Consider the following 14133-nt stretch of genomic DNA (forward strand, 5'->3'; position numbering starts at 1 on the left):
TAGCAAAATGCTGAAGGATGGACTTTGCTATGCAACAAATTTTAAATGACATTTATATAATTCAAAAACAATGAGCACTAAAGAAATAACAAATAATAGAAGATCTTTCTTAAAAACCGCGACGTTGCTGGGAGCCGCATCGTTATATCCAATAATATCTTTTGCGGAGACTTCGCTAGATGTGAAATCTAATATATTAGCTGAGGGAAAACTGATCCTAGGAATGGTAGTTTTCGACGGATTCCAGTTGTTGGATGTTTTCGGGCCATTGGATGTATTTGGTTCCTTAAGAGACAAAGTATCTATTATCATAATAGGTGAAAAAGGAGAATCGGCTAAAAGTAGCGCAGGACCAGTGTTGAAATTAGATTATACCTTTTCAAATGCTCCGAAAATAGACATCTTGATGATTCCAGGTGGTGGTGGCACTCGCCGTGAAGTAAAAAATGAGGCTTTTCTAAAAGCTTTTGCTGTTCTCGCAGAATCTGCACCTCATGTTGCCACCATCTGTACAGGTTCAGCCGTTCTTGCAAAAACAGGGCTACTGGATGGACATAAAGCTACTACTAACAAACGTGCATATACCTGGGCAACCAGCCAGAGTGATAAGGTAACCTGGGTACCAGAAGCAAGATGGGTAGAAGATGGAAAATTCTTTACATCATCAGGAGTATCTGCGGGTATTGATATGGCGCTTGGGCTCATAGCAAAGATGTTTGGTAAAGAAACTGCTGTTAGAATAGCTAACGGAGCTGAATATGTATGGAATGACGATCCAAATCGCGATCCGTTTGCTAAAATGAATGGGCTGATCAAATAAAGGTAATTGTACAACTACGAAGTCGATTGACTAAATTTATTTTACTGGTCAATCGGCTTTCGTTTGTTTGCCGGCACATTAGTGACTTTCGATTTTGAGAAGGTCTTTGGCATACATCAAATTATTCATATGATTTGCTAATAACCGATAAATCTTACATCTTGCTCAGGTTAACATTTAAAATTAGCACATGGCAGATTCTACATCACATTCAAAACACGAAATCTTAATACAAGCCGCATATTCAGCATTTAACAGCAGAAACATTGATGCTGCACTTACTTTGATGCATCCTGATGTACACTGGCCCAAAGCATTTGAAGGAGGATACGTAGTTGGGCATGAAGCCGTACGCGAATACTGGAGCAGACAATGGACTGAAATCAATCCGATCGTTCAGCCGGTTGCTATTAAGGAACTACCAAATGGCAAGATCGAAGTTGAAGTAGCTCAGCTGGTAAAAGATCTGGAAGGTAATGTACTTTTTGACGGAATAGTGAAGCATATTTATGTCGTAGAGAATGATCTGTTGAAGCACATGGATGTTAAGATGATCTAATCTGAAAGGGATACCACTTTACTTATGACAAAACATATTTTATTGACATTTAAATTAATTGTTTCTAAATTTGCTTTAGGAGGTAATTGATTCATGACAAAGAAAGATATAAAGCTATTGATGGAACTAGCTGAGAAAACAAGGAAAACTCCTTGTACCAAAGAGGAAGCGCTGGAGCGCCTCGTAAGGGCAGGGATTCTCAAGAAGAATGGTGAGTTCACAAAGCACTACCCTGCACTTGCTGCATTTGCAAAAAAACAAAATGTATCAAGAGAGGCCTAATTTCATCCTAGGTTTTCATGGGTGTGATAAGAGTGTTTGCGAGACGCTACTAAATCATCCTGACACTTATAAATCTAGTAAAGAAAGTCATGATTGGCTTGGTCATGGTATCTATTTTTGGGAAAATAATCATGACCGCGCATTACAGTGGGCTTATGATAAGAAAAAGCGTGGATCACTAAATTATCCTGCAGTCATTGGTGCTATTTTACACCTGGGAAACTGTTGTGATCTGACTGATCAAGAATCGATTGGCCTTGTAAAATCCTATCATAAATCTCTCGAAGAAGATTATGGAAAATTGGGCTTTAGTCTTCCTAAAAATCGTGATCTAAAAACAGATACTTACCAAGACATGTTATTGAGAGAATTAGACTGTACAGTATTAGAATATATGCACGCTAAAATTCATAGCCAATATGATTATGAAATTGCTGCGAGCGGATATAGTAACTACAAAGTTTACGATTCGGTACGTGGTGTATTTACTGAGGGCGGCCCTATATATACTGGTGCAGGGATATTCGAGAAAAGTCATATACAGATTTGTATACGTAATTCTAACTGCATAAAAGGATTCTTCCTTCCTAGGAAAGAGAAAAAATGGCCGGCCTGATACTAGACATTTACAACAAATCCCACTTAGCAAACTCCAATTTTACTACCTATAGCATAGAGCGTAAATATTGAGCATGCGAGTAATCCGTTCCAGACAATACTCTTTAGCGTCATTATAATGATTTTTCGAGTATATTGTGAATGACAAAACGTAATAATGAAAGACGTCAAAAAACAAAACCTTCCTTCAAAAATTTGCCCGGTTTGCAACCGGCCTTTTACCTGGCGCAAGAAATGGGAGAAAAACTGGGACGAAGTTCGTTATTGCAGTAAAAAATGCAGCGGTTCAAAAAATAAGAGTGATTAAACCGATCAACCTTGTAAAACCAAATCGTATCCCAATCGTTGTTTAGTTCTGAAAAAGGTAATTCAATGAACTCAACAGATCCACACAACCTCAACAGATATATTTCCGCACAGGAAAGAGATTACGAAACAGCATTAGCTGAAATCAGTTATGGAAAAAAGCGATCGCACTGGATGTGGTATATCTTTCCGCAAATCCAGGGACTCGGCTTTTCTGAAGCTGCGAAGCATTACGAAATCAAAGATTTGAAAGAAGCTACAGCATATCATGGTCATCCTGTGCTTGGCCCCAGACTGATCAAGATCTCGCAGGCTTTACTCCAGCACGAAAACCGTACTGCTTCTGAAATATTTGGCAATCCTGACGACATGAAACTGCGTTCAAGCATGACCTTATTTGCCGCGGTGCCAAATGCCGATCCAGTCTTCCAGAAAGTAATAGATCAATTTTTTGGTGGAGAAAGCGATCAGAAAACTCAGAGGATCCTCGGATCCCGGGCATCTGACTAAAACTCAGCGGATACCTGGCCTGGAATAGAATAGCTATAATTTATCAATAACGCTCATCACTAACTTGTGGCCGAGCGTACCATTTTCTTCCAATATACGGTGAGCCTCCGTCACGGATTCAATACTCAGACCTTTGAAAACCCGAACAGGCGGAGCCTTGATTACCCCAACATCAATCATATTTGCTATCCGTTTCAGGTTTTTACCATACCAGTCATATTGGTGATATAATGAATAGGCATAATTCGAAATATTAATCACAGTCGCACCCTTATTAAAAAGTGAAGACCTCGCCTTTTCAGTACTCAAAGCAGTCACATCGGCAAAAGTTCCATTAAGTTTTAAGGCCTCAGCACCAACTTCTGAGATCGCTGCTCCTACAAGATCAACGCAGTAGTCAAAATCTTCTCCAGCATTAGCAGTCCGTAATTTATCAATAAGATCATCCTGCTTATAATTAACTATTTGTTGTGGAAGCAGCCCACTATCAATAAGGATATCATGACTTTCAGGGCTTCCCGCGGTTGCAATCAGACGGGCATGACCTGCGGCAATCAGTAATTTGATGAGTGCCAGACCCACACCACCTGCACCACCGGCGATCAGTATACTTTCAGTTTTATTGATCTGCAGCCTGTCGTAAACCTGCAGCGCAGTTAGGTAGGCAACAGGAATAGCCGCCGCTTCATGAAAACTAAGGCGGTCCGGTTTGACCGCAAGAATGCTTTCAGGCACCAATATGTATTGGGCATAAGTACCGTTTGATCCCATACTTCCGGAGGCAGCAAAAACCTCATCGCCAATCTTAAAGTTCGTAACACCGGTTCCGGTCTTCTCAACGATACCTGACAACTCCCTGCCAAGAATTCTGGAGTGTAACCTGGCACGTTCCGGCCCGCCTTTTCTCATTTGATAATCTATGGGATTAAAGCCACTGGCATAAATTTTCACCAAGACCTGCTGCTGTCCCGGCTCATTAATTTTAAGCGCAGTCTGAAGCTCGAAATTCTCCGTACCACCAAAATCTTTTAATACAATAGCTTCCATATAATTATAACAAGAGAATCAGAAATGAATGAAACAGAGAATTTCGAGCGACAAGATTTGAATAGATTAAGGAACCATAATCACACGGCCAATCCTGCCCCGCTCTTCAGCCCGTGCATGTGCAGCAGCGGCCTCGGATAAGGGAAACACTTTGTCAATAGGTACTTTTAACTCCCCTGTTGCAGCCTGGCCCAAAGCAGTATCCATACGTTCGTATACTCCGTCATCAACCAGGGCTTGTCCTAATAGACATCCATGGATAACCAGGCGGTGCGCGAGGATATACATCGTGCTCAAAGTCGCTTGTGAAGATTCAAAAGCACCAAGGATCACTACCCTACCGCCATCTTTCACAGCCGGAAGTACTTCCTGCAGATTTGCCAGTCCTACGGTATCGATCAATACATCGACCCCTCCGCCATTCAATAATGATTTTACTTGCTCTGCAATAGGAGTATCATTTAATACAATTGGATCAGACAAACCGTAATTACGAAGTTCTTCCAATGTTGCGGCACTACTACCAGTTCCTAATACTCTTGCTCCGATTTTTGAAGCCAGCTGCAATGTAGGTACACCCACTCCGCCTGCTGCACCCAATACCAGTACAGTTTCGCCAGCTTTCAGATCTCCCTGAAATAATGCCTGTGCTGCAGTTCCAGTACCGATCAGCGCTGCTGTTGCCAGTTTCATATCCATACCTTCAGGAACCAGCCATGATTGTGATGCCGGAACTACGCGCAAGGAAGCGTGAGATCCTTTCCATGAAAATACTGATACTTTATCCCCAACTTTAAATGAGGTCACACCTGGCCCCAGTTCGATAACTTCTCCTGATGAAGCGTAACCGCCTACCTGACCAGCAAATGCCGGGGGCGAAGAACGGCGACCGCCAATATCACCACCTTCAATGCTGATGGCTTCCACTTTGATTAAGATTTCACCCTCTCCCGGAACGGGATCAGGAACTTCAGTATAGTATAAAACTTCGGGTTTTCCGGGTTGATCGTAAATTGCTGCGTGCATAATTGTCTTTGATTTGATAAATATGCATTGATAACAAATGGTTGATCAATTTGATTGCAAGCTCAGTGTCATCCTTGAAACAACAGATGATGCTTCAATATCTGTTAATTGACCATACTAAACCCAGCAAACTGAGCATTCAATGATTGAGCACCTTTGAAATGTAAACCTACCCTCGGCGACCTGTCCCACTGCATCAGTTTATCCGCTTTGGTTCCGGCAGCTGCAGTCAACTGTTTCCATTCAGCTTTCCCTTGTCGGTAGTAAAATTGACAGGAACCTTCGGCATCCAGCGACAAGCGCAATTCTACAGGTTGTGATTTTGAAATTGGAGCCTTGGACAACGGAGAAAAACCCTTTCCCTGCACCTGCCATAGTACAACCTGGCCATCCTGAACGCCTACACCCAGAGCCGCATTTGCATCCCCATAAAAAGCCAGGCCTTTCAGCGCTGCATTATGATTGAGGACAGTAGTTTCAGCCACAAAGTGATTTGACACTGGTCTGGTAGTAAGCACAATGCCCGTTTCATTTCCTGATTTCACAGTGCCGGACAAGCTCAGCCCCCCGTTTTGCTGTTTAATCAGCGGTGTCGAGTTTCGGAAATCCCATTGCCAGTATTTACCCAGCTCTGCTGTTTTGAAGTTATCATGAATATCCTGCGCCTTGCCACCAACAATTTCCTGAGCTTTAAATGCCGGCCAGCCATCTGGTCCCGACCAGACCAGTTCCGATATCAGCGCTTCCCTGCCAGTCAGGATGGTGCTTTTTTTGTTGTAGGCGTGATGGAGGTAAAACTCACGACCATCAGTTCCCTTCACAAAAGTACCATGCCCCATACACTTCCACTGATCATTTTCAGTTAAAATCGGGTTGCCACTATACTTTTCATAGGGGCCATTGATACTTTTTGAACGCGCTACCCTTACATTATAACTGCAGTCGATACCACAGCAGTTACCAGCTGAATAAAAAAGATAGTAGTACCCATTCTTCTTCAGAATACTCTGTCCTTCCATGCCTATCTTTTGATCATCCTTTAAGATCGAAGTAAGCTCGCCCTCCAGATGAAGCCCGTCTGCAGATAACTTACTTGATAACAATTCTATAGGGCGGTTATCCAGGCCATATGCTTTAAAGCTGATATACAACTGACCCCCATCGTCAAAGATAAACGCATCAATTGCCTCTTTACCAAAGGTGATGAGTGTACCATGATCCACAAAACCCCTGTCCGGATACTTTGAAGTGGCAACGCCGATGTAAGAAGTGTTATCAGATTTGCGGCGGGCCGTATAATAGAGGTAATAAGTATCTTTTATTTTATAATATTCCGGTGCCCAGAAAGAGCCTGATGTCCATTCAGGGGCCTTATCAAATACATAACCCGTCTGCTGCCAGTTTTTAAGATCCGGGGATTTGAATACAGGGAAATGAGGAGCCCACTCCGAAGATGTACCTACCGCGAAATAAGTATCATCAACTTTGATTACCGATGGATCTGCAAAATCACCAGCGATGACAGCTCCGGGGTTACGCTGCGCGAAAATAGCAAATGGAAACAGGCAAAAGATCAGGAGGTTCAAAAAAGGTTTTTTCATTTGGTTAAGGTTATACATGCATTGCTCTTTAAGGTAAAGATAAAAAAATCCCCCTACTGAGATAGAGATAAAAGGTTTAAGTGTATGATCAAAGCATAGAACAAACATATCAAATGGGTGTTACAGAAACATCAAACCATAAAAACCGCAGGTAAATCACCTGCACCCTAATCTTACCTATAAAATGAAAAACAGATGGATTTAAATATCAAAGGAAAAGTAGCCGTCATCACAGGTGGCGATTCAGGTATAGGTCTCGAGACCGCTAAATTACTGGCGCAGGCAGGTGCAAAAATTGTGCTGGCCGACGTGAAAAAAGAAGAACTGGAAAAAGCAGAACAGGAAGTCAGACGTACTGTACCCGAGGCAGAAGTTACAACAGCTGTCGTAGATCTTTCATCAAATGATAGTGTTGTTGATTTTGCTCAGCAGACAAAAGATAAGCACGGCCCCGTACATATTGTGATCAACTGTGCAGGAGCACGGGGTGCCGCAGGAGATTTCCTTACCCTCACAGATGACGACTGGCAGGAAACTATCAATATCGATCTCTTGGGTGCGGTTCGCTTATGCCGTGCGTTCATCCCTCAATTACAGGAAAACGGCTGGGGACGTGTCGTACTGATTTCTTCTGAAAATGCTTATCAGCCGTATGAAGAAGAATCGCCTTATAATGCTTGTAAAGCGGGTATTATCAATCTTTCCAAATGTCTGTCCAGATCTTACTCCAAAGATGGATTGCTGTTTAACACTGTCTCGCCAGCATTTATCGCTACACCTATGACTGATGCCATGATGGATGAGCTCGCAGAAGAACGTGGTGAAAGCCGCGAACAAGCAATCGAGTGGTTCCTGAAAAATAAACGTCCGAACCTCGCAGTGGGCAGACGTGGTAAACCAGAGGAAGTAGCCAATGTGATTGCGTTTCTGTCTTCAGACCTCGCAAGTTTTGTCAATGGCAGCAATTACCGGGTGGATGGTGGCGCAGTAGAATCCGCATTTTAATATGGAACAGCGCCAGGTAGATACCCGCCAATCTAGACCTACACTCGTTTTCCTGCATTATTTTGGAGGAGCAGCATCAAGCTGGAATTGGATCATCAGGGAGTTGGAGAGTGAGTATAACTGCCTGGCGCTGAACCTTCCGGGATTTGGAGGATTATCAGGACTTCCAAATCCTTCACTCAAAGCATACGCAGATTACGTTTTCAAAAAGTTCCGCGAAGCTCAGATCGGGAACTGTGTGATTATCGGGCATTCCATGGGTGGAAAGATTGCCCTGCAATGCACGGTGGATGATGCTGAAAACCGAATTGAACAACTGATTCTCGTTGCACCCTCGCCGCCCAGCGTAGAACGGATACCGGCGGAGGATCAGAAAGAAATGAAGAAAGATCCCGATCTGGCAGGTGCTGAAGAAGCAGTAAGGAAAGCCGTCTGCATCAGGCTTGATGCTGAAAAATGGTCAGTTGCTGTTGCGACACCCCAGCAAGTAGATCCGGGTGCCAGAAAATGGTGGATTGATGAAGGGACAAAACATTCGATTGCTGATCAAACTAAAGATTTAAAGATCCCCATCCATCTGCTGCTCGCAGAAAAAGATCCTGCCATTACCACTGCTATGACATCAAATGATACTTTACCCAACTTATCAAAAGATATGATCATTTCTAAGCACCCAACGAGCGGACATCTGATTCCTTTGGAAGATCCGGCCTGGCTTGCAGAGCAGATCCTAAATGTACTTGACTGAAAAAATCTTAATAGTGATGCGGTCAGATTTTCTAATTTGATATTACTTTTTTTGCTAAATTGAATTAGAAATACTCTAACCAAATCATCATATGATACCAGCATTGCGTAGCATTTCAACTGCGTTTGTAGCACTTATTCTTACACTAAATACCGAAGCTCAGGATCTTCCAAGAAGCAATCCGGAAGCCGAAGGCGTCAGTTCCAAAGGGATACTCGACTTCGTAAGAGCTACCCGCACCAGCAAAACAGAACTCCATAGCTTCATGTTGCTGCGCCATGGGAAAGTTGTAGCCGAAGGCTGGGCCAGTCCCTACGCTCCAGACCTGCGGCACTCCCTGTACTCCTGCAGTAAAACCTTCACCGCAACTGCTGTAGGATTCGCTGTGAATGAAGGTAAACTCAAGCTCAGTGATAAAGTAATCAGCTTCTTCCCCGACCAGCTTCCGCCAACGGTGAGTGCTAACCTCGCAAAACTGACCGTGGAAGATGCCCTGATGATGTCCGACGGGCAGGATCCCGAGCCAAGTTATGCAGCAGCAGATACCAACTGGGTAAAAAGCTTTCTCGCAGCACCGATCGTTCATGAACCGGGCACAAAGTTCTTATATAATTCCATCGGAACATACATGCTTTCAGCAATTGTTCAGAAAGTTACCGGAGAATCTGTACTGCAATATCTGAAACCAAGACTGTTTGAGCCACTGGGAATTACAGGAATGGACTGGGAAACAGATCTGAAAGGAATCAATACGGGCGGCTGGGGACTACGTTTAAAAACCGAAGATATGGCCAAGTTTGCCCAGCTATTTTTGCAAAAAGGCAAATGGAACGGTAAGCAGATCCTTCCAAAAAGCTGGGTTAAAAAGGCCAGCACTGCAAAAATCATTCAGCACCCAGAACTGCCAAAAGCGAAGAGAGATTCCAGCGATTGGGAACAAGGATATGGGTATCAGATGTGGCGATGCCGTTACAATGCTTACCGTGGGGATGGTGCTTTCGGTCAGTATATGATTGTCATGCCAGATCAGGATGCAGCATTGGCCATCACTGCCGAATCAGGAAACATGCAGGAAGAAATCAATCTCGTATGGAAACACCTGCTACCGGCGATGAGCCAAAAAGCTTCCTCTGGCGACACAACTAACTATGCAGAGCTGAAGAAAGAGCTTACTGCACTATCTCTGGCCCCCCTGGAAAAATCCAAAACAGCAGAAAGCCCTCAGCATAATGGAACATATCAATTGCAGGCAAATGATATGAAGCTCAATGCAATAACATTCAAATCAAATGATAACGGAACTTATCAGGTCATTATGAAAAGTGATACAGCAAACTATGATCTTAACTTCGGTGCAGGCGTTTGGCTTGCAGGTTCCACAAACAAACCCGGACCTTCACTGACGGCACGGGCTAGGGAAAACCGCAGCATGCTTTACCCCGCTAAAGTGACCGGTAGCTACACCTGGAAAGATGATCATAGCCTGCAGCTTAGTTTGAGGTATATTGAAAGTCCGCATACAGAGAATTTCATTTGTGTATTTGATGATAAAGGCGTTACCATTCGTCAGTCGAACAGCTTCGAAAAAGGGAAAGAGATTTTGATCAAAGGAAACAGGATCTAAATTAAACTGATGTGTCACAAAGCTGAACATCTCCTCCAGTTTGCATTGATAAACCTTGAAACTGGATCAGGATAGCTGTCAGGCCACTCACTATGTTTGTATAACAATTAAAATTTACAAACATGGCAAAATCAATTTTCTATCACGCCGGTTGTCCGGTATGTGTAAGCGCAGAACAAGACATCATCAGCCTGATCGGTGAAACCAATGTAGAAGTCGTAAATATTGGTGAAGACAGAAGCCGCATTGCAGAAGCAGAAAATGCGGGAATCCAATCTGTACCCGCACTGGTCACACCTAATGGAAATGTACTTCACATCAACTTCGGTGCTTCACTGGCCGATGTTAAAGGCTAAATCAAAAAGGCCCTGCTCGTAATAAGCAGGGCCTTTTTGTTGAGCAAAGGAAGCAAGATTTAGGAGGCTGTATCTTTTATCTAACCTACGCCTAAAACCAAAAAAACGTTTGTGCACAAGGCACAAACGTAATCAGAAAGGTAATGATAGGTAGTAAATTGTATAGGTATTATGCAGGGCCAGGCCTTATTTAGAATTCAGTTTGGTATCCAGCAACTTAATCGCGTAACCTGCCACAACACTTCTCGCCTGGAAACCTACCTGCTTTCCATCGGTAGTCTCATGCCAGTCGCTCAGCGGAACACGCGTAGGAGTTTCTAAAGCATACTTGTAGATAGGATCGATAAACTTTTGGAAATCAGCTTCGTTATCCGCCAGCGTTGCTGTCCACATAATCCAGTCTGATTTCGTATACGTTTTACGGCTATCCAATGGCAATCCATATTTATTCTGTTTTTTCAGATAAAAATCGATCTCCTTTTTATATACTTCTTTAGGGAAAATACCCAGCTGAAGCACCTTATCCCATACCAGGTTATACTTCTGGCTCCAGGTATTTTTGTTATCAAAAGTCAGCGCATAATGATCACCAGCATCTGCCAGGCCCATCCATTTTTGCGCCATCTCTTTAGACATCGCTTTATACTTCGTCGCGATATCCTGATGCCCCAGCTTTTCCGCCAGCATACCATAACCGCCAAGCGCAACGATCGCCTTTACAGATAAATTCGCATTCCTCGCAAGGTGACCCGCAAAATCATCAGTACATAGCTGATTGGCAGGATCCAGACCCTCTTTGCTCAGGTACTCCGCCCAGGTAGTGAGAGTTGCCCAGTGTTTCTTTGCGTAGTCGGCATTCCCCTCCGCTTTCGCGATTGCTGCCGCAAGGATCACCATGTTTCCAGCTTCCTCTACCGGCATATCTTCGCCATACGTTTGTCCGTTCGCCAGAGGATACGTACCAAGATCGTGTGCAGCAAAAGGTTTTTTCCATTTACCACTTTCACTGTAATAGAAGATACCGTTCATCATCCCCTTCAGCAGGTCCGGATTATAAACCAGGAACATCGGAGCCGAAGGATAAGTGATGTCAACCGTATTGATTGAACCATTACTAAAGTTTTCTTTCGACATAAACAGGATTTCCCCATCAGGTGATTTCAGCAGTTTGTGTGCGGCAATAGCCTGACGATAAGATAAATCTGAAAGTTCTGCGTAATGCTCACCGCCAGCTTTGAGGTTTGCTGCGTGATAAGATTCGTCAAATGCAGTAGCTTTTGCGAGTACTGAAGTAAATTGATCGTCAGCAAGTTTCAGTTGGCCTTCAATAGTCTGATCGCCTTTATTGTTCCACCAAGGACGCAGATTTTGTCCAAAATATTGAATCGAATATAAATCATCATATCCAATCAACAAGGTTTTTTCAGCAACTGCATCTCCGTTTAAGGTCACAGGGATAATTGTAGATAGCACCAGTTTTTTTCCAGTTTGTGATGCTTTTCCAGCGGCAGCCGCAGTAAAAACAGCATCCTGCAAGTCCTTAGTCGTGCGTGCACCTGTATTTTTTGCAGCAGCTGATGTTGCCGCTTTGGCTTTTGCTGAACTCAGGCCTGCGCGACCTGCAGCCAGGGCACCTGCAATACCAGTTACAAAACCCTGCTGTGCGTTTTCAGCACCAGTGATATATTGACGCGCTCCCAGATTATCCGGCGCAGCCACATACACATAACCCCAGTCGATCTTCACATCATCACCAGATTTCTTCAGCATCGGCTGTGCCGTAGTACCGGCCTGCAGGATCGACAATCCGTTACTTTTGGAAGCTTTTGCTGCTACTTCCTGTGCAGAAGTATTTACCGCCAGGTCTGTTGATGCACCAAAGAAAACTTCAGCCTTATGGCTTTTGCCATCTTTCGCTTTCAGCTTGAAAGTCACGTAAGAAACCGGACGAGCAAGTAAATCCAGATCATCCATTAACAATGGCGACAAGAAGTTCAGATCCAGATCTACATTGCCACAGTCAAAACTGTAAGTCGTCTGTGTAGCACTGATCTTCACATCTTTCTGTTTTGCAACTAACACATTCTGCATCGCCACAACAGGTTTTTCATAGATCAGACCAGCATCCAGCCACTGACCGCCCGTATTGTTACGCACATGAATGGCCAGCGTGTTCTGACCTTTTTTCAGCAGCTTATTGTCTACCGACACATTGATAAATTTACCATTGAAACATTCACAGCTGTAAATACTCTTACCATTCAGATAAACCTCCACGTCATCATCATGCATGATCTTCAGCTTCAGGTTATTGAAGTCAGTTTTTGTCAGGTTGAAAGTTCTGCGAACCCACAGGTCCTTAGTTTTCCACTGTGTAGTTGCCTGTCCATCGCCAAATGGTGCGGTGCCAGTTTTCCAGGCGGCGTCAGCAAAACCTTCTTTTTCCCAGCCCGAAGCCGGCGTAGCTTCGCTGTATTTCACGGTATAGGCCTTTTCATCAGAGGCTGGAAGTACCGTGAGGAAGTTTTCCTCCTGACCGCCGAGAAAGCGGTATACCTTGCCGTCAACTTTGAGGAGGCCAGACAATGACTGGTTAGAGCCCGTCCAGTGTTTCGTTGGGGCGCTGTTTACTTTGTCGCTGAAAGACCATACGCTAAAATACGGATCATGGGTGAGTAAAGGATAAGCGGGTGCTTTACGCTCCTGGGCTGTGACATCGAGTAAAAGAGCAGCCAGGCTAAGTGATAGGAATAGTCGTTTCATCTATAGTTATTTAATTGTTTTCAGCTGTTAGATGGAGCCTTTGATGATTGCAATCAATCTTGAAAAGAGATGTTAAGATTGATTGCTATCATGTCGGGTTCATCTATATATAATTAATTGTTATCAAATGATGAGAGCGTTATCAAATGATTAGTTAGTCGTTATCTTTTGCAAAGGCGAGAATATCATATCCTCGACACCACTGATCTTCAACCCTACCCGTACAAAAACATAATTCTGTGCCGGAGAAATCGTTGGAACCGTAGCCGTAAGCGTAATCGCCGCAGGATTTAGAATCGCAGTGCCCGCAATCTCTGCATTTGAGATGTTATCAGCACCCGATACAAATTGCGTCTTATTGATATACAAGTTGATTCTTTCTATTGTTTTCGCTGAAGTACCCGTGATAATCTGATCGGCACGGAACGTCGCCGTAATCGCACCACTATTCACCCGGTAGGTCGCGGCCCTGATCAAAAAATAAGGCGTCGCCTGCAGGTCCAGCGTCTGGTTGCCACTCATTTTCACCGCAAGCGTATCCCTCACACCTGGTGTAGTCTCCCGCCACTGGAAGGGACCCTGACTCGCAGGGATGATCATTTTATAATCGCCATCAAACAGCAGCGAAGAATATGTCCCGTCCTGTGCCAGCGGAGCCGTAATTGCCCCCACCTTCCCAAAACCCGGCTGGTACAACTCAATCGGAACCTGGTTATATTCCAGGCCGATCTCCTCTCCATTGTACATGATCCTCCCCTTCAGCGTCGATGATGGAGCTTCGTAATTGTCTTTTTTGCAGGAGGCAGTCCCCAGAACTACCGCCAGCAGCAATATGATATGTTGATATTTGAATTGCATAATCTGATAC

Annotated in this window: 15 protein-coding genes; 10 read left to right on the top strand and 5 right to left on the bottom strand. The window is 43.9% G+C overall.

The window, feature by feature from the left end; genetic code table 11:
• Positions 1–70 precede the first annotated feature (70 nt).
• The 6 genes from OQY15_RS01240 to OQY15_RS01265 all read left to right on the top strand — a co-directional run bounded on the left by OQY15_RS01240 (position 71) and on the right by OQY15_RS01265 (position 3095).
• Positions 71–820 (top strand): DJ-1/PfpI family protein, encoded by a 750-nt coding sequence (locus OQY15_RS01240; RefSeq protein WP_265786754.1) that lies wholly within the window; start codon positions 71–73, stop codon positions 818–820.
• A 190-nt stretch (positions 821–1010) separates the two neighbouring features.
• On the top strand, positions 1011–1379 hold the full coding sequence (locus tag OQY15_RS01245; protein ID WP_265786756.1) for a nuclear transport factor 2 family protein: 369 nt from the start codon (positions 1011–1013) through the stop codon (positions 1377–1379).
• Between the two features lie 120 nt (positions 1380–1499).
• Positions 1500–1661 (top strand): hypothetical protein, encoded by a 162-nt coding sequence (locus tag OQY15_RS01250; RefSeq protein ID WP_265786757.1) that lies wholly within the window; start codon positions 1500–1502, stop codon positions 1659–1661.
• A complete protein-coding gene (locus OQY15_RS01255) occupies positions 1642–2277 on the top strand; it encodes a hypothetical protein (RefSeq protein WP_265786759.1) in 636 nt (211 codons plus the stop codon). Before OQY15_RS01250 ends, OQY15_RS01255 begins: the two co-directional genes overlap by 20 nt.
• 159 nt (positions 2278–2436) lie before the next feature.
• Positions 2437–2586, top strand: coding sequence for a DUF2256 domain-containing protein (locus OQY15_RS22385; RefSeq protein WP_265786762.1), 150 nt, complete (start codon positions 2437–2439; stop codon positions 2584–2586).
• A gap of 65 nt (positions 2587–2651) precedes the next feature.
• Positions 2652–3095 carry a DUF1810 domain-containing protein gene (locus tag OQY15_RS01265; protein WP_265786764.1) on the top strand — a complete coding sequence of 148 codons (444 nt, stop codon included), beginning with the start codon at positions 2652–2654 and terminating at the stop codon, positions 3093–3095.
• Between the two features lie 33 nt (positions 3096–3128).
• On the opposite strand, the gene OQY15_RS01270 is transcribed toward OQY15_RS01265, so the two are convergent.
• From OQY15_RS01270 to OQY15_RS01280, 3 genes are all read right to left on the bottom strand, one after another.
• Entirely contained in the window at positions 3129–4142 is a 1014-nt protein-coding gene (locus tag OQY15_RS01270) for an NADP-dependent oxidoreductase (protein WP_265786766.1), read from the bottom strand.
• 66 nt (positions 4143–4208) lie between these two features.
• Positions 4209–5168 carry a zinc-binding dehydrogenase gene (locus OQY15_RS01275; protein WP_265786768.1) on the bottom strand — a complete coding sequence of 320 codons (960 nt, stop codon included), beginning with the start codon at positions 5166–5168 and terminating at the stop codon, positions 4209–4211.
• A gap of 104 nt (positions 5169–5272) precedes the next feature.
• Positions 5273–6769, bottom strand: coding sequence for a family 43 glycosylhydrolase (locus OQY15_RS01280; protein ID WP_265786773.1), 1497 nt, complete (start codon positions 6767–6769; stop codon positions 5273–5275).
• A 195-nt stretch (positions 6770–6964) separates the two neighbouring features.
• Here OQY15_RS01280 and OQY15_RS01285 point away from each other — a divergent pair, with 195 nt between their 5' ends.
• The 4 genes from OQY15_RS01285 to OQY15_RS01300 all read left to right on the top strand — a co-directional run bounded on the left by OQY15_RS01285 (position 6965) and on the right by OQY15_RS01300 (position 10502).
• The gene (locus tag OQY15_RS01285) at positions 6965–7774 is read left to right on the top strand and encodes an SDR family oxidoreductase (protein WP_265786775.1); all 810 of its coding nucleotides are present in this window, start codon (positions 6965–6967) and stop codon (positions 7772–7774) included.
• A gap of 1 nt (position 7775) precedes the next feature.
• Positions 7776–8522, top strand: a complete 747-nt coding sequence (locus OQY15_RS01290; RefSeq protein WP_265786777.1) for an alpha/beta hydrolase — start codon at positions 7776–7778, stop codon at positions 8520–8522.
• 91 nt (positions 8523–8613) lie between these two features.
• The gene (locus OQY15_RS01295) at positions 8614–10146 is read left to right on the top strand and encodes a serine hydrolase (protein WP_265786779.1); all 1533 of its coding nucleotides are present in this window, start codon (positions 8614–8616) and stop codon (positions 10144–10146) included.
• Between the two features lie 122 nt (positions 10147–10268).
• Entirely contained in the window at positions 10269–10502 is a 234-nt protein-coding gene (locus tag OQY15_RS01300) for a thioredoxin family protein (RefSeq protein ID WP_265786781.1), read from the top strand.
• A 186-nt stretch (positions 10503–10688) separates the two neighbouring features.
• Here the strand turns inward: OQY15_RS01300 and OQY15_RS01305 are convergent, their stop codons facing one another.
• The gene (locus OQY15_RS01305) at positions 10689–13265 is read right to left on the bottom strand and encodes a DUF4965 domain-containing protein (RefSeq protein WP_265786783.1); all 2577 of its coding nucleotides are present in this window, start codon (positions 13263–13265) and stop codon (positions 10689–10691) included.
• 150 nt (positions 13266–13415) lie between these two features.
• Entirely contained in the window at positions 13416–14123 is a 708-nt protein-coding gene (locus tag OQY15_RS01310) for a DUF3823 domain-containing protein (RefSeq protein WP_265786785.1), read from the bottom strand.
• Between the last annotated feature and the right edge of the window lie 10 nt (positions 14124–14133).

Source organism: Pedobacter sp. MC2016-15, assembly GCF_026239695.1.
Taxonomy (GTDB): Bacteria; Bacteroidota; Bacteroidia; order Sphingobacteriales; family Sphingobacteriaceae; genus Pedobacter.

Coding starts and splice junctions, on each gene's coding strand:
- OQY15_RS01240 (WP_265786754.1), top strand. CDS start 71: ATGAGCACTAAAGAAATAACAAATAATAGAAGATCTTTCTTAAAAACC.
- OQY15_RS01245 (WP_265786756.1), top strand. CDS start 1,011: ATGGCAGATTCTACATCACATTCAAAACACGAAATCTTAATACAAGCC.
- OQY15_RS01250 (WP_265786757.1), top strand. CDS start 1,500: ATGGAACTAGCTGAGAAAACAAGGAAAACTCCTTGTACCAAAGAGGAA.
- OQY15_RS01255 (WP_265786759.1), top strand. CDS start 1,642: ATGTATCAAGAGAGGCCTAATTTCATCCTAGGTTTTCATGGGTGTGAT.
- OQY15_RS22385 (WP_265786762.1), top strand. CDS start 2,437: ATGAAAGACGTCAAAAAACAAAACCTTCCTTCAAAAATTTGCCCGGTT.
- OQY15_RS01265 (WP_265786764.1), top strand. CDS start 2,652: ATGAACTCAACAGATCCACACAACCTCAACAGATATATTTCCGCACAG.
- OQY15_RS01270 (WP_265786766.1), bottom strand. CDS start 4,142: ATGGAAGCTATTGTATTAAAAGATTTTGGTGGTACGGAGAATTTCGAG.
- OQY15_RS01275 (WP_265786768.1), bottom strand. CDS start 5,168: ATGCACGCAGCAATTTACGATCAACCCGGAAAACCCGAAGTTTTATAC.
- OQY15_RS01280 (WP_265786773.1), bottom strand. CDS start 6,769: ATGAAAAAACCTTTTTTGAACCTCCTGATCTTTTGCCTGTTTCCATTT.
- OQY15_RS01285 (WP_265786775.1), top strand. CDS start 6,965: ATGGATTTAAATATCAAAGGAAAAGTAGCCGTCATCACAGGTGGCGAT.
- OQY15_RS01290 (WP_265786777.1), top strand. CDS start 7,776: ATGGAACAGCGCCAGGTAGATACCCGCCAATCTAGACCTACACTCGTT.
- OQY15_RS01295 (WP_265786779.1), top strand. CDS start 8,614: ATGATACCAGCATTGCGTAGCATTTCAACTGCGTTTGTAGCACTTATT.
- OQY15_RS01300 (WP_265786781.1), top strand. CDS start 10,269: ATGGCAAAATCAATTTTCTATCACGCCGGTTGTCCGGTATGTGTAAGC.
- OQY15_RS01305 (WP_265786783.1), bottom strand. CDS start 13,265: ATGAAACGACTATTCCTATCACTTAGCCTGGCTGCTCTTTTACTCGAT.
- OQY15_RS01310 (WP_265786785.1), bottom strand. CDS start 14,123: ATGCAATTCAAATATCAACATATCATATTGCTGCTGGCGGTAGTTCTG.